The organism is Mesorhizobium sp. M0698 (assembly GCF_040320455.1).
GTDB lineage: Bacteria > Pseudomonadota > Alphaproteobacteria > Rhizobiales > Rhizobiaceae > Mesorhizobium.
Genome location: NZ_JAMYPQ010000002.1, coordinates 451,058 through 474,434, shown reverse-complemented (window position 1 = coordinate 474,434; position 23,377 = coordinate 451,058). Strand labels below are relative to the sequence as shown.

At 62.8% G+C, this 23,377-nt stretch carries 19 protein-coding genes; 10 read left to right on the top strand and 9 right to left on the bottom strand.

Going from position 1 to position 23,377, the window contains the following annotated elements; genetic code table 11:
* Positions 1-9: 9 nt before the first annotated feature.
* The 6 genes from NKI16_RS06920 to NKI16_RS06895 form a co-directional block, all read right to left on the bottom strand.
* The gene (locus NKI16_RS06920; protein WP_352620432.1) at positions 10-1,206 is read right to left on the bottom strand and encodes a serine hydrolase domain-containing protein; all 1,197 of its coding nucleotides are present in this window, start codon (positions 1,204-1,206) and stop codon (positions 10-12) included.
* Between the two features lie 62 nt (positions 1,207-1,268).
* Positions 1,269-2,297 carry an extracellular solute-binding protein gene (locus NKI16_RS06915; RefSeq protein WP_352568095.1) on the bottom strand — a complete coding sequence of 343 codons (1,029 nt, stop codon included), beginning with the start codon at positions 2,295-2,297 and terminating at the stop codon, positions 1,269-1,271.
* Positions 2,298-2,324: 27 nt separating this feature from the next.
* The gene (locus NKI16_RS06910) at positions 2,325-3,137 is read right to left on the bottom strand and encodes an ABC transporter permease (protein ID WP_023675453.1); all 813 of its coding nucleotides are present in this window, start codon (positions 3,135-3,137) and stop codon (positions 2,325-2,327) included.
* Positions 3,130-4,059 (bottom strand): ABC transporter permease, encoded by a 930-nt coding sequence (locus NKI16_RS06905; RefSeq protein WP_023675452.1) that lies wholly within the window; start codon positions 4,057-4,059, stop codon positions 3,130-3,132. The genes NKI16_RS06910 and NKI16_RS06905 overlap by 8 nt, the downstream gene beginning before the upstream one ends.
* A complete protein-coding gene (locus NKI16_RS06900) occupies positions 4,059-5,153 on the bottom strand; it encodes an ABC transporter ATP-binding protein (RefSeq protein WP_352568311.1) in 1,095 nt (364 codons plus the stop codon). The genes NKI16_RS06905 and NKI16_RS06900 overlap by 1 nt, the downstream gene beginning before the upstream one ends.
* A 102-nt stretch (positions 5,154-5,255) precedes the next feature.
* Positions 5,256-6,959: an amidohydrolase gene (locus NKI16_RS06895; RefSeq protein WP_352620430.1), complete on the bottom strand. Its 1,704-nt coding sequence runs from the start codon at positions 6,957-6,959 to the stop codon at positions 5,256-5,258.
* Between the two features lie 141 nt (positions 6,960-7,100).
* Between NKI16_RS06895 and NKI16_RS06890 the strand changes: the two genes are divergently transcribed.
* Positions 7,101-8,132, top strand: coding sequence for a histone deacetylase family protein (locus NKI16_RS06890; protein WP_352586595.1), 1,032 nt, complete (start codon positions 7,101-7,103; stop codon positions 8,130-8,132).
* Between the two features lie 75 nt (positions 8,133-8,207).
* Here the strand turns inward: NKI16_RS06890 and NKI16_RS06885 are convergent, their stop codons facing one another.
* Positions 8,208-9,395, bottom strand: a complete 1,188-nt coding sequence (locus tag NKI16_RS06885; protein ID WP_352620429.1) for a TMEM43 family protein — start codon at positions 9,393-9,395, stop codon at positions 8,208-8,210.
* Positions 9,396-10,547: 1,152 nt separating this feature from the next.
* Here NKI16_RS06885 and NKI16_RS06880 point away from each other — a divergent pair.
* Positions 10,548-12,191, top strand: a complete 1,644-nt coding sequence (locus tag NKI16_RS06880; RefSeq protein ID WP_023675447.1) for an MFS transporter — start codon at positions 10,548-10,550, stop codon at positions 12,189-12,191.
* A gap of 220 nt (positions 12,192-12,411) precedes the next feature.
* Here the strand turns inward: NKI16_RS06880 and NKI16_RS06875 are convergent, their stop codons facing one another.
* On the bottom strand, positions 12,412-14,712 hold the full coding sequence (locus NKI16_RS06875; protein ID WP_352783480.1) for a hypothetical protein: 2,301 nt from the start codon (positions 14,710-14,712) through the stop codon (positions 12,412-12,414).
* Positions 14,713-15,039: 327 nt separating this feature from the next.
* Here NKI16_RS06875 and NKI16_RS06870 point away from each other — a divergent pair, with 327 nt between their 5' ends.
* From NKI16_RS06870 to NKI16_RS06855, 4 genes are read left to right on the top strand one after another with little or no spacing between them, the layout of a single operon-like run.
* Positions 15,040-15,900, top strand: a complete 861-nt coding sequence (locus NKI16_RS06870) for an FAD binding domain-containing protein (protein ID WP_352620425.1) — start codon at positions 15,040-15,042, stop codon at positions 15,898-15,900.
* Entirely contained in the window at positions 15,900-16,376 is a 477-nt protein-coding gene (locus NKI16_RS06865) for a (2Fe-2S)-binding protein (protein ID WP_352539334.1), read from the top strand. The genes NKI16_RS06870 and NKI16_RS06865 overlap by 1 nt, the downstream gene beginning before the upstream one ends.
* A 2-nt stretch (positions 16,377-16,378) precedes the next feature.
* On the top strand, positions 16,379-18,643 hold the full coding sequence (locus NKI16_RS06860; protein WP_352620525.1) for a xanthine dehydrogenase family protein molybdopterin-binding subunit: 2,265 nt from the start codon (positions 16,379-16,381) through the stop codon (positions 18,641-18,643).
* Positions 18,643-18,888 carry a MoaD/ThiS family protein gene (locus NKI16_RS06855; protein ID WP_023675441.1) on the top strand — a complete coding sequence of 82 codons (246 nt, stop codon included), beginning with the start codon at positions 18,643-18,645 and terminating at the stop codon, positions 18,886-18,888. The genes NKI16_RS06860 and NKI16_RS06855 overlap by 1 nt, the downstream gene beginning before the upstream one ends.
* A gap of 274 nt (positions 18,889-19,162) precedes the next feature.
* On the opposite strand, the gene NKI16_RS06850 is transcribed toward NKI16_RS06855, so the two are convergent.
* Positions 19,163-20,056, bottom strand: coding sequence for a LysR family transcriptional regulator (locus NKI16_RS06850; RefSeq protein WP_023675440.1), 894 nt, complete (start codon positions 20,054-20,056; stop codon positions 19,163-19,165).
* Positions 20,057-20,207: 151 nt separating this feature from the next.
* Between NKI16_RS06850 and NKI16_RS06845 the strand changes: the two genes are divergently transcribed.
* The 4 genes from NKI16_RS06845 to NKI16_RS06830 are packed head-to-tail and all read left to right on the top strand — an operon-like array spanning position 20,208 to position 23,328.
* A complete protein-coding gene (locus NKI16_RS06845; protein WP_031211387.1) occupies positions 20,208-21,398 on the top strand; it encodes an MFS transporter in 1,191 nt (396 codons plus the stop codon).
* Positions 21,395-21,877, top strand: coding sequence for a cyclophilin-like fold protein (locus NKI16_RS06840; RefSeq protein WP_502897339.1), 483 nt, complete (start codon positions 21,395-21,397; stop codon positions 21,875-21,877). The genes NKI16_RS06845 and NKI16_RS06840 overlap by 4 nt, the downstream gene beginning before the upstream one ends.
* Positions 21,878-21,889: 12 nt before the next feature.
* Complete coding sequence (locus tag NKI16_RS06835) at positions 21,890-22,285, top strand: (R)-mandelonitrile lyase (RefSeq protein WP_352620421.1); 396 nt, start codon at positions 21,890-21,892, stop codon at positions 22,283-22,285.
* A 26-nt stretch (positions 22,286-22,311) separates the two neighbouring features.
* Positions 22,312-23,328: a zinc-dependent alcohol dehydrogenase family protein gene (locus tag NKI16_RS06830; RefSeq protein WP_352620419.1), complete on the top strand. Its 1,017-nt coding sequence runs from the start codon at positions 22,312-22,314 to the stop codon at positions 23,326-23,328.
* The last annotated feature ends 49 nt before the right edge of the window (positions 23,329-23,377 follow it).

The window sequence follows — 23,377 nt, the reverse complement described above, 5'->3', positions numbered from 1 at the left end:
CTTTGAGGTTCAGCCAAGCGCGGCGGCAATGGCATGCACTGCCTTCAGCGTCGCCACCGAATAGCCGATGTTGGTGAAATCCGGATAGCTCGAAAGCTTCACCACGACCATTTTCGTATCCCAGTCGATATGGATCAGCTGCCCGAACACGCCCCGGCACATCAGCGCCCGCGAGCGCGGGTCCTCGATCCAGAACTGGTTGCGGTAGCTGCCTTCCGGCAGGCTGGGACTGAAATCCGGTCCATGCCTGCCATGGCGCGTCGCCTCGATCCAGTCGGCCGGCACGACGCCGCCGCCATCATCGAGGATCAGCTGGCCGAAGCGGCCATAGTCGCGCAGCGTGGCATTGAAGCCGCCGTCGGCGACGGCGTAGCCGGCGCCGTCGACGGTGAAGCAGGCGCTTTCATCGGCGCCGAGCTTTTGCCAGAGCTCTTCCGAAATCAGCTGCGCCAGCCTTTTGCCGCTCACCCGCTCCATGATGAAGGCAAGCACGTCGGTCTCGATCGAGCGGTATTCGAAGGCAGCGCCGTGCGGCCGGCTCTTTTCCTTGAGCCCCAGGATCAGTTCGAACATATGCGATGGCCAGCGGAAGGCCGGATCGCTGCCCGGCGGCACCGGCTTCCAGCCGGTGGCGACATCGACCTGGCCGATGTCGGAATAGGGGTCGGTGTATTCCTCGGAAAAGCGCACCCCGCTCGTCATGTCGAGCACATGCTGCACGCTGGCGCCTGCCAAGCCGGTCGCTTCCAGCTCCGGCAGATAGGCCGTCACCGGCAAGTCCGGATCGATCACCCCGTGCCCGACCAATATGCCGAACACCGAGCCCGTGACCGACTTCGCCATTGACTGCGACAAATGCAGCGTGCGCTCGGTCATGCCGTTGAAGTAGCGCTCATAGGCGACCTTGCTGTCCTTGAGCACGAGAAACCCGTCGGTATAGGTCTCGTCGAGCAGCCCGGCGAGCGTCGTCGGCTGCCCCATGCTGTCGCTCACCGGCAGCGCGTCGAGATCGACCTCGGCGCGCTCGAAGCGATGCCGATGGCCATTGCCGCGCCAGACTTCGACGGTCGGCAGAAATTCGCGGATGTGCTGAAACGCCCAGCGGTTCCATGGCGGCCGGTCCCAGTCGAGCTTCGGCGGCACCATCCGCGGCGGCGAACCCTGCATGATCGGCGGCGCCGGTTCGCTGTTGCGATAAGATTTCATCCAATCCCCTTGTCGCAAAGAAGGGAGGCCGAAGCCTCCCTTCGATCGATCCCACGTCGAGCCTATTTGCGCAGATTGGTCCAGATCTTGTTGTAGATCTCGACCACTTCCGGTGGGCAAGGTGGCACGAATTCCGCAGTCGGCGCACCGGCCGGCGGATTGATTTCCGGCGCGCTGGCGAAGTCCGGCGGCAGGAATTTGTGGCTCCCGGTAATGCCGTTGTCGTAACCGGCGAATTCCGAAATCAGCGCGGCGTTTTCCGGGGCCATGACGAAATCCTGAAACAGCTTCGCATTTTCAAGGTTCTTCGCGCCTTTCAGCACGGCCACATTGTCCATCCAGCCTTCGATGCCTTCCTTGGGATAGGCGTATTTGATCGCCGGAATTTTCTGGCGCGCACGATAGGTTGCGCCGTTCCACGCCTCCGTGACGATCACATCGCCCGAGGTGATCTTGGTGATGGTGTCGTAGCTGAAGGTCTTCCATGACGGCTTGGCGGCCATGAGAATGTCGTTGACCTTCTTCAGATTGGCCTTGTCGGCGCCGCAACGCGGCACACCGGCATAGCGCTCGGCCGCGTGCATCACGGTGTTGACATCGTCGAGCATGTTGATCTGGCCTTTCAACTCGTCCGGCGGGTCGAACAGGATTGCCAGCGTGTCGATGTCGCCCTTGTATTTGTCGGTGTTGACTTCGAACGCGGTGGTGCCGAACTGCCACGGCACGGTGTAGTGACGGCCTTTGTCCCAGTAGATGTCGACGAAGCGCGGGTCGAGGTTCTTGCCGTTCGGCATCGCATTGGGCTCGGTCTTTTCGAGCAGGCCCTCATCGATCATGATCTTCACGGTGTAGTCGGATGGGACGACGATGTCGTAGCCGGAATTGCCGGCGCGCACCTTCGACAGCATGGTCTCGTTGGAATCGTAGTCGTCCAGCGTCACCTTGACGTTGTATTGTTTTTCGAATTTCTCGATCAGCTTGGGGTTGGTGTAATCACCCCAATTGTAGATGTGCAGCTCACCATCGGCGAGTGCAGGTACTGCCCATAAAAGTGCTGCCGTCGAAACGGCAGCCATCAGTTTCCTAGACATCACAGTCTCCTTTGCCTTCCCATTGACTCACTTGGCGCGGCGGCGCGCGATCAGGAACGATATCGAGACGAACAGGATCGACACCAGCAGCAGGATGGTGGAGATGGCATTGATCTCCGGCGTCATCGGCCGCCTGATCTGGTTCCAGATGTAGAGGGGCAGCGTCGTCTGCCCGGGGCCGGCGACCAGCTGCGTGATGGTGAAATCGTCGAAGGAGACGATGAAGGCGAGCGCCCCACCCGACAGGATGCCGGGAACCAGCAATGGCAGCGTTATGCGCCGGAAAGCATGCCAGGGCGTGGCATAGAGATCGGCCGCGGCAGCTTCGAGCGTCAGATCCATGTCCTCGAGACGCGCCCGGATGGGCATATAGGCGAAAGGAATGCAAAAGACGGTGTGGGCGAGGATCAGATTGCCGATGCCGAAATTGAGCCCGAGAGTGCCCGCGATCAGCGCAAAGAACGAGAGCGTCGCCACCGCCGTGATGATCTCCGGAACCATCAGCGGCAGGTTGATGACCATGAAGGCGGCCGACAGCCCGCGCCACGGCTTGACCCGGGTCATGCCGATCGCCGCCAGCGTCGCGGCGATCGTCGAAATGATCGTGGCGGTGACAGAGATGATCAGCGTGTTCTTGGCGGCGTTGTGGAATTCCTGGTTGAGCAGCGCACTGCCATACCAACCGAGCCCGATGCCTTCCCAACGCGTGACCAGAGACCCGGTGTTCAGCGAGAAGATCATCAGGATCAGGATCGGCGCGTAGAGCACGCAGAGGCAGATGATGGCGATCGAGCGGAAGCCCGGTTGGTCCTTGATATCGGCGCTGCGGGGGTCAGCCATGCCTCATCTTCCCCGACGTGTTACGGACATAGAAGTAGAGCGCCACCAGCACCGCTGCCATCAGGATCAGCGCCTGCGCGCAGCCGAGCGGCCAGTTGCGCCCGGAGCCGAATTGCTGGGCGATGAGATCGCCGATCATCAGGTGGATACCGCCGCCGAGGATCAGCGGCGTCACATAGGCGCCGAGGGCCGGAATGAACACAAGCAGGCAGCCGGCGATGATGCCGGGCAGCGACAGCGGGATGATCACCCGCCATAGCACCTGCCGACGGGTCGCATAGAGATCGTAGGCGGCCTCGACCAGCCGGAAATCCAGCTTCTCCAGGCTGGAATAGAGCGGCAGCACCATGAACGGCAGGAACGAGTATAACAGGCCGAGCTGGATGGCGAAGTTGGTGTAGAGCATGGTGATCGGTTTCTCGATCACCCCCAGAGCCATCAGTGCGTTGTTGATGAGGCCCTCGTCGCGGATGATGAACATGATGGCAAGAGTGCGCACCAGCAGGTTCGACCAGAACGGGATGGTGATCAGCAGCACCCACCAGTTGCGCTGCGCCGGCGGTCGCGTGGCCATGAAATAGGCTGTCGGAAAGCCGAGCAGCAGGCAGATGACCGTCGTCACCACGGCGAAGACGAACGAGCGCAGATAGATGATCAGGAAATCCGGCGTGAACTGCAGCGTGTCGTCGAAGATGTCGCGCTGGAACAGGAAGTTCAGATAGGCGTCGGTCGAGAATTGCCACTGCACGCCGCCATAGGGTGCTGCGGCAAGAAATGAATAGATGACGATGATGAGAAGCGGCAGCACGCCGAAAATGCCGATGATTATCAAAGCTGGCAACGAAAGCAGGCGGTGGCGCCTGGCGCTGGCCTTCTCCGCCTCTGCTTCGAACAATGCAGCTTGGGAAAACGCGCTCGCCATCAATCCCTCAGCACTTGCGCGGCGTCGTTGCCGATCGAGACGCCGACCTTGTCGCCCCGCTCGAAACCGCAGCCTGCGCTGCGCGTGTTCTGCTGGCGCACGGTGAAGGCTTCGCCGCTGTCCAGTTGGACATGAATATGCGTGTCGGTACCGAAATAGACGATGTTTTCGATGGTTCCGGAAAGGTCGCCCTTGCCGCTGGTCAGCTTGGCGTGTTCCGGCCTGACCACCACGGTAGCATTATCCTTCGGCTGGAAGCCTTCAGCCACGGTCGCGTCGATCGTTGCGCCGGATTTGAGGGTCGCGCGAGCCTTGCCGTTGCCGATGTCGGTGATGGCTGCGGTCAGGAAATTGGTTTCGCCGATGAAGTCGGCAACGAAGCGCTCCGCCGGCTTGTCGTAGATGTCCCAGGGCGTGCCGACCTGCAGGATCTTACCGGCCGACATCACAGCGATGCGGTCCGACATGGTCAGCGCTTCCTCCTGGTCGTGGGTGACGAAGATGAAGGTGATGCCGGTCTGGTGCTGCAGCCGTTTCAGTTCGATCTGCATCTCCTTGCGCAGCTTGTAGTCGAGCGCCGACAACGGCTCGTCGAGCAACAGCACTTTTGGCTGCGGCGCCAGCGCGCGGGCCAGTGCCACGCGCTGCTGCTGGCCGCCGGAGATCTGGCTGGTGCGGCGGGCACTCAGCGCCTCCATTTTGACCAGCTTCAGCATCTCGGCAACGCGCGCCTTGATTTCGGCTTTCGGCTTGCCCAGCATCTCCAGCCCGAAGCCGATATTCTCGGCGACCGTCATGTGCGGGAACAGCGCATAGGACTGGAAGACGGTGTTGACCGGCCGCTTGAACGGCGGCAGCGGCGCGATGTCGTGGCCGTGCAGCAGGATTTCGCCTTCGCTGGGGAAGTCGAAGCCGGCGATCAGCCGCAGCAGCGTCGTCTTTCCGCAGCCCGACGGCCCCAGCAGCGTGAAGAACTCGTTCTCGCGGATCGACACCGAAACCGTGTCGAGAGCGGCGACTTGTGCGTCCCCGGTACCGAACACCTTGCGGACGCCGCGGACTTCGATTGCACTCTTACCCGGCTGATCCGGCACGCACTTCCCCATTTTCATGTCCGCTCTTGTTGGCGGATCTAGTTCCCATTCGATTGTCAGCATATGCCGGTCGGCTTGGCAACCATGCATCTGAATCTCGGTTCAGAACGCAAGCTCCGTGCCATCGTCAGCCCCATCATCAACCTGATGACTGATCTTGCCGCCGCAGATGGTAGTCACCGGATGCACCTTGTGTAACAAACCCGGTTCAGTTGTCTCGATATCGGCCGACAGCACCACCAGATCGGCCAGATAGCCGGTTTTCAGCCGGCCCTTGCGGTGCTCCATGAATTCGGCATAAGCGCCTTCGACTGTATAGCCCGCAAGCGCTTCCAACAGCGAGAAGCTCTGGTCGGGAACGCCGTCTGCCCAAGGTTTGCGCAGCATCGCCGCCTGAATGCCCAGGATCGGCTCGATCCGCGACACCGGCCAGTCGGAAGCGAAGACGACATGCGCACCCGCCTGCTTCAGCGTCCGCCAGGCATAGCTGAGCGGCCATCTTTCGCGGCCGATGCGCGAGAGCGTCGGCTCCAGCGGGAAGTCCATGGCGCCGGGCGGGTGCGGCGGCTGCATCGAGGCGACGACGCCGAGTTCGGCGAAGCGCGGCACGTCGGCGGCAGTGGTGACCTCGATGTGCTCGACCCGGTGCCGGCTGTCGCGTTTGCCGTTCTTCCGCTGCGCCGCCTCGTAACCGTCCAGAACCGCGCGCACCGCGCCGTCGCCGATCGAATGCACGGCGACCTGCAGCCCGCGCCGGTCGGCCTCCACCGCCACCTCGGCGAGATGCTCCGGCGTAAACAGCGGCTCACCGCGCCAGCCCGGCCGGTCGGCATAGTCGTCGACCATGACCGCGGTCCAGCCTTCCAGCACGCCGTCATAAAACACCTTGACCATGCCGGACGACAGCCATTCCGATTGGTAGGAGCTGGCCATGCTCGATGCCTTTTCCAGCCTGTCGAGCGACATGAAATTTTTGAAGTGGAACGGTATCTTGGTGCGGCAGAGCAGCCGGCCTTCCTGCTCCAACCCGGCAAGCAGTTCGAGCTGGTAGAGATTGCCGTCCATGTTCTGGATTGAGGTGATGCCGTGGCGGGCGCACCATTCCAGCCCGCGATGCATCAGGTCGCGGTCGGCCGCGATTTCAGCGGCGGAAGGGTATGGGTCGGGCTCACCGCCTGTCGCGAGGCCGAGCCGAACGCGATTCTGCCCGGAAAGCTCGAGGATCGGCCCGAACGCCTCGCCCTCGCGCAATTCGCCCGCCGCAAGGCCGTCGGCGCCCATGACGATCTCGTTGCCGGGGCCGAGTTGCTTGCCGTGCAGGATGCCTGCCAGTTCCAGCGCCTTGGTGTTGGCCCACATCGTGTGGTGATCGGAAGCAGACATGGCGAACGGCCGGTCGGCGATGATGCGGTCGAGATGATGGCGGGTGACCGGCTCTTCCTTGGAAAGGATGGTGTAGTCGACGCCGGCCCCAAGCAGCAATTTGGCGTTCGGCCGTGCCGCAGCGTAGGCGCGGATCGCGTCGCTCAGCGCATCGAAGCCATGCACGCCCTGAAGATGCAGATTGTCGAGTTCGGCCGCGCCGCCGAAAAGATGCATGTGCGCTTCGATGAAGCCCGGCACCACCGAACCGCCTTGCGCATCGATGATCTTCGTGGCCGGCCCTTTCAGCGCCTCGATCGTCCGGCGATCGCCAACCGCCATGATGTTGCCGTCCTTTATCGCCACCGCCTCGGCCGTCGGATTGCCTTCGTCCATGGTCAGCACACGGGCATTGGTGACGATCAGGTCGGCATTTGAACTCATGATTACCCGCAGTTCGGTTGCGCTGCCGGCAGGCTAGACGACCGGCTGCCGGGCCAGCAAGCCATGGCTGGTTGGCCCAGCGCCTTGTGAAAGGCAGTGCAGGACGGTTAGGGTCGCCGCGTCTCACCACGGAACAATTTCATGAAGACTGTTTTTTCGCCTTTCCATGCCGGCCATTCCGGCAATGTCGAATTGATCGCCGGCGCCATCGTGCCGGCTTTTGAAACGCCTTCGCGCGCCGAGTTCATCAGGGCGCGGGTGGAGAGCGAGAAGCTCGGTCCGATCCTGCCGCCGGAAAGCCACGACCTTGCCGCCGCCAGGAAGGTGCATGCCAGCGACTACATCGATTTCCTGCCGACCGTGTGGCCGCTCTGGGAAGCGTCGGGCCGCAGCGGTTCGGCCATTCCCTTCACCTGGCCGACGCGCGGCCTTCGCGGCGACGTGCGCCCGAAAGGCATCGATGCGCTGCTCGGCTTCTACTCCTTCGACGGTGGCGCGACGTTCGTCAAAGGCACATGGGATGCGATCAAGTCGTCCTATGACGTCGCGCTGACCGCCGCGGCGCTGGTCAAGGCCGGTGAGCCTTCCGCCTTCGCCCTCTGCCGCCCGCCAGGGCACCATGCAGGGGCGGCCTTCATGGGCGGCTATTGCTTCATCAACAACGCCGCCGTCGCCGCGCAATGGTTCCGCGACCATGGCGCCGGGCGCGTTTCGATCCTCGACATCGATTATCACCACGGCAACGGCACCCAGGAGATATTCTATCGCCGCGGTGACGTTCAGGTGCTGAACCTGCATGGCGATCCGATGACCGAATATCCCTTTTTCCTCGGCCATGCCGACGAACGCGGCGAGGGCGACGGCGAAGGCTTCAACGACAATTACCCGATGCCCTTCGGCACCGGCTGGGACGTGTGGAACGCCTCACTCGAGGACGCTTGCACGAGGCTTTCGGCTTATGCTCCTGACGTCGTCGTGGTTTCACTCGGCGTCGACACTTTCGAGAAGGACCCGATCAGCCAGTTCAAGCTGAAGACCCCCGACTATCCCCGGATCGGCCGCCGCATCGCCAGGCTCGGCCTGCCGACGCTGTTCGTCATGGAAGGCGGCTACGCCGTCGAGGAGATCGGCATCAACGCCGTCGGCGTGCTGACCGGCTTCGAAGACCGCTAGAAGCAATTCCAGGAAACAGGGCGGTTCGTCGTTTCCGTGAAACGATGAACCGCTAGAACCGCCGGCGCCTGCAAATCATGTGGCCGCGCTCGGCGCCGCAACCGGCGGAGCCGGCCTGCGCGAGCGGCCGAGGTAATAGACCGCCGCCGCTGCGATGACGCCCGCTGCCAGGATGCCCGCCGCCAGCACCGGCCGGTACCAGAACCAGGCGATGGCCATCGTCGTCGCCCCGACCAGGATCGCCAGGAAGAACGCGATGATGCCGGTACCCATCCGCGCCATGCTGCCGAGCAAAGGAATGACGTCGAGGATGACGCCGATCGGCCCGAGCAGCAGGGCAAAGCCGATGGCCAGGAGCAGCACGCCGGCGGCGCGCAGCAGCCAGGTGATCAGCGTGTTCGCGCTGACCGCTTCGGCGAACATCTTTTCCGCCGGAACATTGCCGGTGTCGACCATCAGCAACTGGTCGCCGGCGATTGTCTGGTATGGCTCGAAGCCGCCCCCCGTCTGGCGCGCGACGACGCTGACCACGCCGAGCGGCGCCAGTTCGTAGCCGATGCGGTAGTCGCCCAGCGCCGGCGACGTGGTGTTGAAACCGAGATAGATTTTTCCGTCGACGATGTTGACCCGCTTGGTGCCGGTATAGGCGGCGTCTATGGCGGCCGACTGATCGGCAGACAGTGAGAACATCTTGTCGCCGCCGATCAGGTCCAGCACGGGCCGGTCGAGCGTGAAAGCACCGAGCTTGCCGTCCGGAATCTGGAATTGCTTGCTGTGGATCTCCATCGGCGGATTCTCGTGGCCGTCCGGCTTCTTGAACTCCGACGAATTGATCTGGCTGTCGTCCCACACCTTCGAATAGCTGTAGGTCGTCACCGTCTCCTCGCCGCCGCCCAGCTTCTTCGTCGTCTCGGATTTCTCCTCTTCTTTCCACTGGTACATCTCGGCGCCGCGCGACAGCCGCAACCCCTGCGCCGAAATACCGAAGTCCGGATCGGCAAGGCCGCTGCTCGCCGTCACCGCCCCGGTGACATGGACGAGCTTGCCGTCATTGGCGGCATCGACGCTGTCGGCGCCGACCGAGACCACCGCGCCCGATCCCTCGGCCAGCGAGCGCGCCGTCTGCACGGCCCGGCCCTCGTTCCAGAACAGGCCGATCACCATCAGCACGATCAGGAGCAGCCCGAAGACGACCCCGGCGAGCGCGCGTTTGATCCGCCCGAACCACGAGACGGACGTCACTTCCTGAAATGAATCGCTCATTATTTCCCCCATCCCCCGAAACCAGTCTCGCGAAATCCGCGCTCTGCCGCGCAGTGGCAAGCAACCAGCGTCACCCCAAACCGGGGCGGACGCCCATCCGTCTCGGCACCGGGAGCTTATCGCAATCGGCGAGCCGCCGATACGGCACAGTTGCGATCCGACCGGTTTCGCGGCCGTAAAGCCCATCGCTCACCGCCAATTCATTGAATTCGTTTCCGTCAAATCGCGTTGATGTCAGATTCGTCTGCAGTTGGATTGTAGCCGAATCAGCCGTTCCTTGGGGGGCGCGGCAATCACCAAAGCTTGATGGTCCGCAACTATTCCGGAATCAGATCGGCTAGTGGGCAATGCTCCACCAGCAGGCTCTTGCAGAGTGCGTAGTCTTCGTACGCGAAAACACCTTGGTGCGCCCTTAACCCCGTTGCGTGACGTGGTGCGGCAGACGGCGAACGACAATGCGGGCAAGGCGAGGCATGCGATCAATCCGAACGCAGAGCCTGTCGGTTGGGCAGCAAAAAGTGCACCATCATCGTAGTTCGATTCGGACGGATCTCAGTATAAAAAGGAGAGATATAGGAAAAATAAATAGGACAATAAATCCATATATGCTGCCGGCTATCAAAAATACGTTCTCATATGGGTAAAATGTAGTTATTAGACAAGCGATAATATACAATACTACGTTCTTTTCGTACAATTTGTCACCAAGTATGTTCAACATAAGATATGTGTACAAAATAGCGCATGTAAATATTTGTATTAAAGCCAGGCCGCTCATGCTCGCAAGCGGTCTAAAAAATACGTGAGGTATAGCCACTATGAGAATGGCAATCGACATCCCCTTGAGAGCTCGCGCTTTCATTTCAGTCCCTCGGTAATTTCCTTCTGGCAATTTTCCTACGTACGGACCGCAGTTTGATCAAGTCCGAGCTGTGGAGCCTGAAGGGCCGAATTACCTTCATGCCAGCATCTGAATCGGCGCACGCAGTGGCGTGCGCTGACCGGCTCCGCGCCCGCTATCCTGTTGTTGGACCATGATGTTTTTCCAGAATGCGTTCGCCCTTTGCGAAATGATGTTCTATTTTTTGAACCCACGGCTTGCGGGGCCGATTGATCGGAAGAACAAACGCATTTGAGTCCGGGACAGCATTTATGAACGACGACACACCGGAAAGCGAAAGCGCCTCGGCGCTGGCGCCGTTCCGGCACGGCATCTTCCGGGCGGTGTGGTCCGCCAGCCTCGTCTCCAATTTCGGTGGCCTCATCCAGGGCGTTGGCGCCGCCTGGATGATGACGACGATCGCCACCTCGTCCTACCAGGTGGCATTGGTCCAGGCCTCGACCACCTTGCCGATCATGCTCTTCGCGCTGCTGGCCGGCGCCATCGCCGACAGCTTCAACCGGCGCAAAATCATGCTGATCGCCCAGATCTTCATGCTCGTCGTCTCGGCTCTTCTGACCGTCTTCACCTATCTCGACCTGATGACGCCGTGGACGCTGCTCGCCTTCACCTTCCTGATCGACAGCGGCACCGCGCTCAACAGCCCGTCCTGGCAGGCTTCGGTCGGCGACATGGTGCCTCGCACCAAGGTGCCGGCGGCGATCGCGCTCAACTCGATGGGCTTCAACCTGACGCGCAGCGTCGGCCCGGCGATCGGTGGCATCATCGTTGCCGCGGCAGGCGCTGCCGCCGCCTTCGCCGCCAACACGCTGAGCTATGTCGGCCTCATCGTCGTGCTGGCCCGCTGGAAGCCGGAACTGCCGGCATCGACCTTGCCGCGCGAGACGCTGGGCGCCGCCATGGGCGCCGGCCTGCGCTACGTCGCCATGTCGCCCAATATCGGCAAGGTGCTGGTCAGGAGCTCGGCTTTCGGCTTCAGCGCCGGCGCGGTCCTGGCGCTGCTGCCGCTGGTCGCGCGTGACGTCGTCAAGGGTGATGCCTTGAGCTACGGCATCATGCTCGGCGCCTTCGGCATCGGCGCCGTCGGCGGCGCGCTGATCAGCGTCAGGCTGCGGCAGCTGCTGTCCAGCGAAACCATGGTGCGCATGGCATTCGCCGGCTTCGCGCTCTGCGCCTTCAATGCCGCGCTCAGCGAGAATGCCTGGCAGACCTCGCTCGGCCTGCTGCTCGGCGGCGCCTGCTGGGTGACCGCGCTTTCGCACTTCAACGTCACCGTCCAGATGTCGACGCCGCGCTGGGTGGTCGGCCGCGTGCTTTCGGTCTACCAGACCGCGACCTTCGGCGGCATCGCGCTCGGCAGCTGGGTCTGGGGCGTCGTCGCCGACGCGCATGGCGCCGAAGTCGCCCTGATGGCGGCCAGTGTCGCCATGCTGGCGGGAGGCGCCATCGGCCTGCTGCTGCCGCTGCCGCAGCAGGCGGTGCTCAACCTCGACCCGCTCAACCGTTTTCAGGAGCCGCATCTGGCGCTTGATCTCAAGCCGCGCAGCGGTCCCATCGCCATCATGATCGAATATGTCATCCGCAACGAGGACGTACCGGAATTCCTCGCCACCATGGCCGAGCGCGGCCGCGTTCGCCGCCGTGACGGCGCCCGCAACTGGACATTGGCGCGCGATCTCGAAAATCCCTCGATATGGATCGAGCACTACCACACGCCGACCTGGGTCGAATATATCCGCCACAATCGGCGCGCCACCTACGCCGACGCGGTCATCGGCGAGCGCATAAGGGCGCTGCACAGCGGCAACGAGCCACCTCGCGTCCGTCGCATGATCGAGCGCCCGACGACAGCAGGCACGGCGCTGGTCATGCCGAAGGGACCGATCGAGCATTAAAGCATTTTGCAGCCAAGGGAATCACTTGACGTCGCAGAAATGCGGTTAAAACAAATAGATAAAGCGGGATGCACCGTTCAATTTGAACGCATCCCGCTCCAGCGCAATTCCAGGAAAAGTGTGAAACGGTTTTCCGTCCGGAAGAGACAGAGCGGTTCGCCGTTTCCGTGAAACGATGAACCGCTCCAGCCACCCTGACGCCCTTCCGCTGGCGATTCGACTACATGAGCTCTATGACGAAATAATCGCCCTGCTGTATCCACTTTACCAGGAAGTTGATCGTCAGGTCGGTACCGCTCCAATACATCTCGACGGTTGATGGAGACGGCTTTATGAGGCCTCCCTCGATAAAGTCACTCGACCTCGTCCCAGATACGCCTGAGATGAAATTGAAATCCTGGAACTGGAATGTGACCTCGCAGCTGAGAGTGAACGGCGTGAACCCGCCGCCGGCCGGCTTGGGCAACGCGAACTGAACCAACGCCGGCTCTGCGTTCGGCTTTTCGGTCTTTGAAAAGCTGCCGGATGGCCCCTGCAGGTGCCAGGTGATTTCAGTGATTTCTTTCTTGGTGGCGTTGAACCAGAGACCCGTTGCTATCGTCAGCATCGCCGGCTTGACGACCGGCGCCGCAGTAAGGGGAATACTGATGGTCTCGGTCTTGTAGCCAACGGCTGCAACTTGCAAGCTGACCGATGCTTGGCCGGTCGGCGGAGATAGCGTGAACGCTGTGTTGGTGGCCCCGACCACCGCGCCCCCTTGCGATATGGTCCCTCCAACCGATTGGGACTTGTTATCGGCGTCGACTGCTTTGATGGTTATCGTCGCCGGCTGGCCCGCTATCAGGGACGGGGGAGCCGCGGAGAGCAGCATTTCCCCGAGGGTGACATTGACGGGAACTCTGGTGAGCGGAGACATCTTCGTGCACAATGTCTGCATCACCGTAATTTGGTCTTCTACCTTGAGCTCGCCCACGTAAATCCCGAAGAAGAGCGTCGTCCAACCAAGTGGCGTATCGCTGGCGCGCCACTTCCCGTTCACGAATACATGCACGCGCGCCCCGGGAATCACGCCTGATACGTAAATTAACCGCTGGAAGACCCGGACGGGCTGTTGAATATCCGGGGTCTTGAGTGGGGTCAGGTCGGACACTTTGATCGGGCCCCCGACCCGAAGCGCGAGGGGCTGACAAGTAAGCTCCAGCTCGGCGTGAATGTGCTCGCCGGCGCGCAACGGCCGAAATGTCTCGACCCAGACGAGGCCGCCAAAACTGAATACGGGCTTGCTGATTACAGGAGAATCTGGCGCATCCGAGTACAAACGTACGACCGCGTTGTCGACGCTGTTGACGAAAGCGCCGCTTGCACATTCAAATGCAGGCTCCATGACGGTCGGCGGAAATACGCTGCCCTGGTAAGACCCTACCACCAGCAACTTATCCGATGTGGCTGTCTTGCCGCATAGCTCCTGGATGACGACGAGCGATGGAAACGGCGGCGAGGCCGGGATCAGGGCCGACACGTCGGGAATCCAGTATTGGCCGGAACTCACATCCTCGCCGACTCCGATTCTCCCGAGCACGGTAGCTGCACCCGAAGTCGGATCGACAAGTTGGATCGTCAATGTCGCGCCGGGCTCGAGATTGGAGATAGGCAAAGCACGGGCTGCCGGGCAGGAGTACTGTGAGGCGTCGATTACGGGCTTTCTAACCGGCAAGGTTTCGTCGACGATCACCGGAGGGGCAGATGACGGACTTGATGCATTGCAGCGCTCGAAGTGCTGCGTGGCGCTGAAGACATCCGGATTGTGCGCGGCACGGCCAAGCAGCGCCAGGAGGTTGGCACCGACGAAAGGATATTCCAGCACGTCGCCATTGAAGTGGACCTTCGTGGTGGCGCCTTGAGCCACCCCCCTGACGGGTACTGCTTGCGCGCACCCAGGAACCGGGCCGACTGCTGGTGCCGGCATGGTATTTTCCCGATACGGCGTCTGTTCGGCGGGCAAGCTCGGGGTCTGACTGCTCTTCACCTGTCCGGCAGGCGTCTGAACGGACTGCACTGCGCTAAGCACATCGTTGGCCTGGATCGCCCCGCGAATGCGCACTGGTACGACATTTCCGCGTGCAGTATCGCTGCCAATCAATGCGCCGCCGTTGAAAATCTCGACCGTGGCGCCAGGATAGGCTGCGCCTATCAGCACCCAGTCGACGCACTCGTGCACCTGACTCAAATACACCAATGCGCTTAGCGTCGAGGGATACCCGAGCACGACGATCGGGACCGGGCTTGGATCACTGGTTTCGGCGCCGAGCGTCCAACGTGCGGTCAATGCATCCCCCACGTTGAGGGAGCCTGCGGCGACCGGCACAAAGGTACTGGTTGTGGCGCCGGCATTTACCGCAGGGACGGGTACGCCATTTACCAGGAGGGAAATGCTCGAGCCGGGAAGCGGCCCATCGATACGGACCGAGGTACTCAAGACCGATACGGGGCCAATCACAATTGGTGCAAGGAGCGTGCTCATGTTCGTTTCCCTCTCTGTACGGCGCAGACATGTCGCCTGGTTCGAAACAGGACATAGAGGGAGCGCACTTACGGATGACTTACGGATGGGTCGGCGCGGTGCTGGACTGCGCTCGCGTCCGTCGCATGATCGAGCGCCCGACGACAGCCGGCACCGCGCTGGTCATGCCGAAGGGACCGATCGAGCATTAGTGGCTGGCGGCGCGTCCAATTGGACGAGCAAATGAAATTGCGGCGCCTGGCCCAATCCGCGAATGCACGAACAGGATGGCCATTGTGGAGAGACGGTTATATCAGTTGGTGTGACTATGACCACTAAGGGGAGACGATGCGTTACATACGTCCGCTTTCAATTGAAGACGCCGCCGGCCTGTTGGCCGGTTCAGCCGGCACGGCCGCCATCCTCGCCGGAGGCAGCGACCTCTTGGTGCGAATGAAAGGCGGCTTTATCGAACCCGACCTGATCGTCGACATCAAGGCGATCGACGGGCTTGGCGAGATCAGGGAAACAGCCGAGGGCTTCAGCATCGGCGCCGCGGTCCCCTGCGCCATGCTGGGCGAGAACACGGCCCTGCAGAAGGCATGGCCCGGCGTCGTCGAAGCGGCCAAGCTGATCGGCTCGAAGCAGGTGCAGGGACGCTGCACCATCGTCGGCAATCTGTGCAACGCCTCGCCGGCCGCCGACAGCGTGCCGGCGCTGGTGGCCGCTGGCGCCAAGGCTGTGGTCGTCGGCCCGGGAACCAGGCGCACGATTGCCGTGGAAGCGGTGCCGACTGGGCCGGGCAAGACGTCGCTGGCCAAGGGCGAGATCGTCGAGGCAATCCTGCTCGACAGCCGTCTGCCGCGTTCGGGCGATGCCTATCTGCGTTTCATTCCGCGCACGGAGATGGACATCGCGGTGGTAAGCGCCGGCGTGAACTTGACGCTCGATGAGCAAGGTCGCGTCAAATCCGCCCGTCTGGCGTTGGGCGCCGTGGCGCCGACGGTGATTCTGGTCGAGGAGGCCGCCGAGGTTCTCATCGGCTCCAAGCTGGACGAAGCCACGCTGGAGAGGCTCGCCAAGGTCTGCTCGGGCGCCTGCCGCCCGATCGACGACAAGCGCGGCACTATCGAATTCAGACGGAAAGTCGCGGGTGTGCTGGCCAAGCGGGCCGCCACGACCGCCTATGCACGCGCAGGAGGCAAATGATGGCTGGTGTGGCAGTATCAACGACAATCAACGGCGACAATGTCGAGTTTCTTTGCCAGCCGGACGAGACGCTGCTTGATGTCCTGCGCGATCGCCTGGGGCTGACGGGCGCCAAGGAAGGCTGCGGCACCGGCGACTGTGGGGCCTGCAGCATCATCCTCGACGATCGGCTGGTGTGCTCGTGCCTGGTGCTCGGCGCGGAGGCCGAGGGCCGGCACGTCGAGACCATCGAGGGCATGGCACATGGCGACAGGCTGCATCCGCTGCAGCAGAAATTTCTGGAACACGCCGCACTTCAATGCGGCGTCTGCACGCCGGGCTTCTTGATAGCGGCGAAGGACCTTTTGGCCAAGAACCCCGATCCGACCGAGGAGGAGATCCGCTTCGGCCTCGCCGGGAACCTCTGCCGCTGCACCGGCTACGACAAGATCGTGCGTGCCGTTCAGGACGCCGCCAGCGTGATGAAGGGAGCATGACGATGAATTTCGATCCGCGTTACTCCGGACGCAATTTCACCTCTGTCGGCACGCGTCCCATCCGTCCCGACGGCGTCGACAAGGTGACGGGCCGCGCACGCTATGGCGCCGACTTCAACATGGCCGGGCAACTGGTCGGGCGCGTTCTCAGAAGCCCCCATGCGCATGCCACGATCAGGAAGATCGACACGTCGAAGGCGGAGAAGCTCGCCGGCGTCAAGGCCGTGATCACCGCGGCCGACCTGCCCGACCTTACCGACGGCGATTCCGCCATGTACGACATCCTCGACAACTGCATGGCGCGCAAGAAAGCGCTCTATGACGGCCATGCCGTGGCCGCGGTCGCGGCGGTCGATGCTCGCACGGCGAGGCAGGCACTGAAGCTGATCGAGGTCGACTACGAGGTGCTGCCGCATGTCACCGACGTCGACGAGGCGATGAAGCACTCCGCACCCCTGATCAACGACGCCATCTTCACCGAGGGCCTCGAGCAAAAGCCCGTCAAGCCTTCAAACGTCACCAAGCGCACCCAGTACGGCCATGGCGACATCCATGAAGGTTTCGGCCAGGCCGATTTCGTCGTCGAACGCTCCTTCAAGACCGAGCAGACGCACCAGGGCTATATCGAGCCGCATGCCTGCGTGGCCAATGTCAGCTCCGACGGCACCGCCGACCTGTGGGTCTGTACGCAAGGCCATTTTGTCTACCGCCAACACTGCGCCCAGCTGCTTGGCATGGAAGCCTCGAAGCTGCGCGTCACCTCGTCGGAGATCGGCGGCGGTTTCGGTGGCAAGACCCATGTCTGGGCCGAGCCGGTGGCGCTGGCGCTGTCGCGCAAGGCCGGCCGGCCGGTCAAGCTGGTCATGACGCGCGACGAGGTGTTCCGCGCGTCTGGCCCGACCAGCGCCACCTCGATCGACGTCAGGATCGGCGCCCGCAAGGACGGCACGATCACGGCGGCCGAGGCGACGCTGCGCTATTCCTGCGGCCCCTATGCCGGCATGTGGGCCGAGATCGGCGCCATGACGGCCTTTGCCTGCTACAAGCTCGAGAACGTCAAGACGGTCGGCTACGAAGTGCTGGTCAACCGGCCCAAGACCGCGGCCTATCGCGCGCCGTCGGCTCCGATGGCGGCGTTTGCGGTGGAAAGCGCGGTCGACGAGCTGGCCAAGGAGATCGGCATGGACCCGGTCGAGTTCCGGATCAGGAACGCGGCGCAGGAAGGCACCAGATCCTCCTACGGCCCGGTATACGGCCCGATCGGCATCGGGCCGACGCTGGAGGCGGTGAAGAACCACCCGCATATGAAGGCGCCGCTCGGCAAGAATCAGGGCCGCGGAATGGCCTGCGGCTTCTGGTTCAATTTCGGTGGCCAGACCTGCACCGACCTCAACATCGGCATGGACGGTTCGGTCTCGCTTGCCGTCGGCACTGTCGACGTGGGTGGTTCCCGCGCCTCGCTGTCGCTGGTGGCGGCGGAGGAGCTCGGTATCCCCTATGAGCAAATCAAGGCGGTGGTCGCCGATACCTCCAGCCTCGGCTATAACGATATGACGGACGGCAGCCGCGGCACCTTCTCGTCTTCGATGGCGACGATCTCCGCCGCTCGCAACGCCATCAAGGTCCTCAGGCAGCGCGCCGCGCAGATGTGGGACATACCCGTCGACGACGTGGTCTGGGAAGAGGGTCACGCGATTGCCAAAGGCGCGACGCACGGCAACCTTTCGCCGCTGTCGATGAAGGAGATCGCGGCCGCTTCCGGAAAGACGGGCGGACCCATTGCAGGGCACAGTGAGCTCGTCGCCGACGGCGCCGGCGTCTCCTTCGCCACCCATATCTGCGATATCGAGGTGGATCCCGAGACAGGCTCGACCAGGGTGCTGCGCTACACCGTCGTTCAGGACGCCGGCAAGGCGGTGCATCCGACTTATGTCGAGGGGCAGTACCAGGGCGGTGCCGCGCAAGGCATCGGCTGGGCGCTTAACGAGGAGTATATCTACGGCAAGGACGGGCGGCTGCAGAACCCTGGCTTCCTCGATTACCGCATCCCGGTCTGCTCGGACCTGCCGATGATCGACACGCAGATCCTCGAGATCCCCAATCCCAACCATCCCTACGGGGTGCGCGGCGTCGGCGAGACCTCGATCGTGCCGCCGCTGGCGGCGATCGCCAATGCGGTGTCGAACGCCGCGGGCGTGCGCATGACGCACATCCCGATGTCGCCGCCGCGCATCCTGGCGGCGCTCGAGGCAGAACGGGAAGGCTGATGGTCGAAGTAACGCTCTGGGGATCGCTCGGCGCGATCGCCGGAGGCAAGAGCAAGGTCGAGATCGAGGCGAAGGACATAAGGGAGCTGTTCAGGAAACTGGCTGAACAGTATCCCGGCCTCGAGCCCTACATCGATCGCGGCATCGCCGTCGCCATCGACGGGACGATCTATCGCGACACCTGGTCGAAGGAACTGCCGGAAGGGGCGGAGATTTTCCTGCTGCCGCGCCTTGCCGGGGGATAACTGAACAACCCTGTCCTACCCATTGACGACCAAGACATGGCCTAGGCTCGAGAAAAACCTCGGCTATCCACGAGAATTCTTGGCCAGTTCAGCCTGCGAGTTTGGCTCCTTTTCGATGACTGCTTCTGTGTCAATCACAGGCATAGAGGCGAGCGAGCTACACGTCTGCTTTGAGGCGAAAGCAGCCGCCCGCAGCGTAGAAGTCAAATGGCTTGGGTCAGAACCTACCATTTACCAATGTCAGCTTCATGATTCATAGGCACAGTCTTGGGAGTCAGATGCGATGGCGGAGCGTCTCAATGATCACCGCCATCGCAGGCGAGAGCTGTCGCCTGCTCGGGTAGTAGAGGTGATAGCCCGCAAATGGCGGACTCCAGTCGTCAAGCACGAGCCTAAGGCATCCCTTGGCGATGTGGTGGCTGACGAGGTTTTCTGGGACATAGGCGATCCCGAAACCGCTTATCGCAGCCTCGATCATGGGAATGGACGAATTGAAGGTGAGTTGGCCTTCCACCCGCACACGAAGGTCGCGGCCATCCCTGGCGAATTCCCAGGCATATAATCCGCCGAACGTCGCCTGCCGCATATTAATGCAGTCATGATCGACCAGATCCTGCGGTGCGGTCGGAACCGGATGGCGGGAAAAGTACTCCGGCGAAGCCACGGCCACGAGCCTCCAATCCGGCCCGATGCGCACTGCGATCATATCCCTGTCGATGCTCTCACCAAGCCGCACGCCTGCGTCGAAGCGCTCCTCCACAATGTTCTTCATGCCGTTGTCGCTGTAGAGTTCGACGCACACGTCAGGATAGTCGCTGAGCAAGGGCTGCAGCTTCGGCCAGACGGTCGTCTGGAGCGCATGGTCGGAAAGCGTGATACGGACCGTTCCGGAGGGCTTGTCGCGAAAGGCCACCAGGCTTGCGAGGTCCGCTTCGATTTCCTCGAAGCGGGGAACAAGAGATTGGAAAAGTCGCTCGCCGGCCTCGGTCGGAGCGACGCTCCGCGTCGTACGCGTCAGCAGGCGGACGCCAAGACGAGCTTCAAGCTCCTTGATTGTCGAGCTCAGGGTCGACTGCGAGGTTCCGAGCTTGGCCGCCGCCTTGGTGAAGCTGCGCTCCCGGGCGACCGCCACGAACCAGAGCAAATCCTTCATGCCATCGCGCTGCATAGGGCACCTCCCGTCGGACATTTATATCATAAGCAGATAAGTCCATGCGAATTACTCAGTCTAATAGAATGGGTTCCTCTGCAATATCTTCCAGCATGGTGAGGGGGATGGGCGGCTGATCCACCCCCGTCGCCTTGCAAGGATGCCAATTATGGAAACGACCTACGACACAAGGCTTGTCGAAGACCGCGCCGCATGGGGCGCGGTGCTGTCGATGGCTCTGTGTGTTTCCGTGCTCATCGCGTCGGAATTCATGCCGGTCAGCCTGCTGTCGCCGCTAGCGGCCGATCTCGGCATCACCGAGGGCCGCACGGGACAGGCGATCTCGATTTCGGGCGCTTTCGCCGTCGTGACCAGCCTGCTGGTCGCCGGCCTCACGCGCCGGATCGACCGCCGACTGGTCGTGACCGGCTTCACCCTTCTCCTCATCGTGTCCGGGCTCACTGTCACCTTCGCGCCGAACTACGCGTTCCTCATGGTCGGCCGGGCGCTGCTCGGCATCGCGATCGGCGGGTTCTGGTCGATGTCGACCGCGATCGTCATGCGCCTCGTGCCGCAAGACATGGTTCCGAAGGGTCTCGCCATGCTAAACGCTGGCAATGCCATTGCGGCCACCATCGCCGCGCCGCTGGGCAGTTTTCTTGGCGCCTATGTCGGCTGGCGCGGCGCTTTCTTCCTCGTCGTGCCGCTTGGGCTCCTGGCGCTGGTCTGGCAGTGGACAAGCCTGCCGGCGCTGCCCCCGCGCCGGAGGAAGCGTCCAGGCAATCCGCTGGCGCTCCTCGGCCGTCTTCCTGTCGCCACCGGCATGGCGTCGATCATGATGCTGTTCATGGGCCAGTTCGCGCTCTTCACCTATCTGCGGCCCTTCCTCGAGAGCGTCACTAGGGTCGACATCGCCGCGCTTTCGGCGATCCTGCTGGCGATGGGGCTGGCCGGGGTGCTCGGCACCCTCTGCATAGGCCGGCTTTTGCGCACGCGCCTGTTCAGCATCCTCATCGTCATCCCGCTGGTCATGGCCGCGCTGGCAGCTGCGCTCATCGCCCTCGGTGCCTTGCCGGTTCCCACAGCGCTGCTGCTCGTTGCCTGGGGCTTCTTCGGCACGGCCGCGCCCGTTGGCTGGGGCACGTGGCTCAGCCGGACGTTGCCGGACGACGCAGAGGCCGGCGGCGGGCTGCAGGTGGCAGTCATCCAGCTCGCCATTACAGGCGGCGCCGCGATCGGCGGCACGCTCTTCGATACGGTCGGCTGGTGGGGTGCATTCATTTTCGGCGCGGTGCTGCTCTGTGGATCGGCGCTCGCCGCCTTTGCAGCATCGCATTTGGCCCGGAGGTCGCAGCCATGACGGCAGCCATGACGATCGACCGTCCGGACCTCAGCCGCCGCGCGTTGCTCGGCGGCGCGCTCGCGGCAACGGTCCTGCCGCGGGCCGCCCGCAGCCAGCAGGGCAGCAACCCAGGCAGCCAGGAGCCCACCGACATGAGGATCAAGATGATTTTCAATGGCCGGACCATGACCGCCACGCTCTACGACAATCCGTCGGCGCGCGACTTCTTCACCATGCTGCCGCTCGATCTCACCATCGACGACTACGCGCATAACGAGAAGATTGCCTATCTGCCGCGCAAGCTGACGGAGGAGGGCAGCGGCCCGTTCGGCAACGAGCGGCCATACGACCTTTGCTACTTCATGCCCTGGGGCAATCTGGCCATGTTCTACGCCGACTACCGCCATCCCGGGCTGATCAGGCTCGGCCGCTTCGACGCGGGCGAAGAGGCCCTACACGTAAGCGGCAAGTTCCCGCTTCGCATCGAACGCATCTGACAGGAGATCACCATGGATATTCTTCGCGCAGGCACCAGGCCGTCTGGCAACGGGCCTTCCGACTGGTTCACCGGCACGGTCCGGATCGATCCGCTGTTCAACCCGTTCGACGCCGCGCGCGTGCAGGGCGCGCAGGTGACGTTCGAGCCGGGCGCCCGCACCGCCTGGCACACGCATCCGCTTGGACAGACGTTGATCGTCGTCTCCGGCCTCGGCCTCGTTCAGAGTGAGGGCGGGCCGGTCGAGGAGATCCGTCTCGGTGACGTTGTCTGGTTCGCACCCGGCGAGAAGCATTGGCACGGTGCCTCACCCGAGACGGCCATGATCCACATTGCCCTCCAGGAGGTCAAAGACGGCAAGGTGGTGGACTGGCTGGAACACGTCAGCGACGCCGACTACGGCGCCTGACATCGATTGAACGAAAGGAAAGCAAAATGCTCGCAACCGTTCTTCATAAGCCCGGCGACATCCGCTGCGAGGAAGTCGAAGACCCAAGGATCCTTCGCCCGACGGATGCTATCATCAAGCTCTCGGCGAGCTGCATCTGCGGCTCGGACCTGTGGCCCTATCGCGGGCTGCAGCCGGTCAACGGCCCGATGCATATGGGCCACGAATATTGCGGCATCGTCGTCGAGGTCGGCGCAGAGGTGTGCACGGTCCGTCCCGGCCAGTTCGTCGTCGGCTCGTTCTGCCTCTCCGACAATACCTGCCCGCATTGCCGCTTCGGCTTCCAGTCGTCCTGTGTGCAGCGCGAGTTCATGTCGGGCGCGCAGGCGCCTTACGCCCGCGTGCCGTTGGCGGATGGCACACTGGTCGCCACCGCCGAGGTGCCGCCGGCAGAACTCATCCCTGACCTGCTGGCTGTGTCCGATGTGCTCGGCACCGGCTGGTATGCGGCCGACGCAGCCGAGGTCCGAGAAGGATCGACGGTGGTGGTGGTCGGCGACGGTGCGGTCGGCCTGATGGGCGTGCTTGCGGCCAAGGAGATGGGCGCCGAGCGCATCATCGCCATGAGCCGGCACGCCAGCCGCCAAAAACTCGCCCGCGAATTCGGCGCGACCGACATCGTCGCTGAGCGCGGCGAGGAAGGTGTGGCCCGGATCAAAGGGCTCACTAAGGACGTCGGCGCGGACTCGGTGCTGGAATGCGTTGGCACGGCGGAATCCTTCGACCAGGCGCTGGCCTGCTCTCGCCCCGGCGGCACCATCGGCTATGTCGGCGTGCCGCATGGCGTGAGCTTCGATGGCCAGAATCTCTTCTTCGGCCAGAAGCGCATGCTGGGCGGCCCCGCGCCGGTGCGCCGCTTCCTGCCCGACCTCATGGACCGTGTGCTCAAGGGCAGGATCAAGCCCGGCAAGGTCTTCGACCTCAAGCTGCCGTTGGCCGAGGTCGCTGAAGGCTACCGCGCCATGGACGAGCGGCGCGCCATCAAGGTCATGCTTTCGGTGTAAGCGAAGATTGGGCGGACGGCCTGTCCGCACCCACAAACCAGAAAAAGAA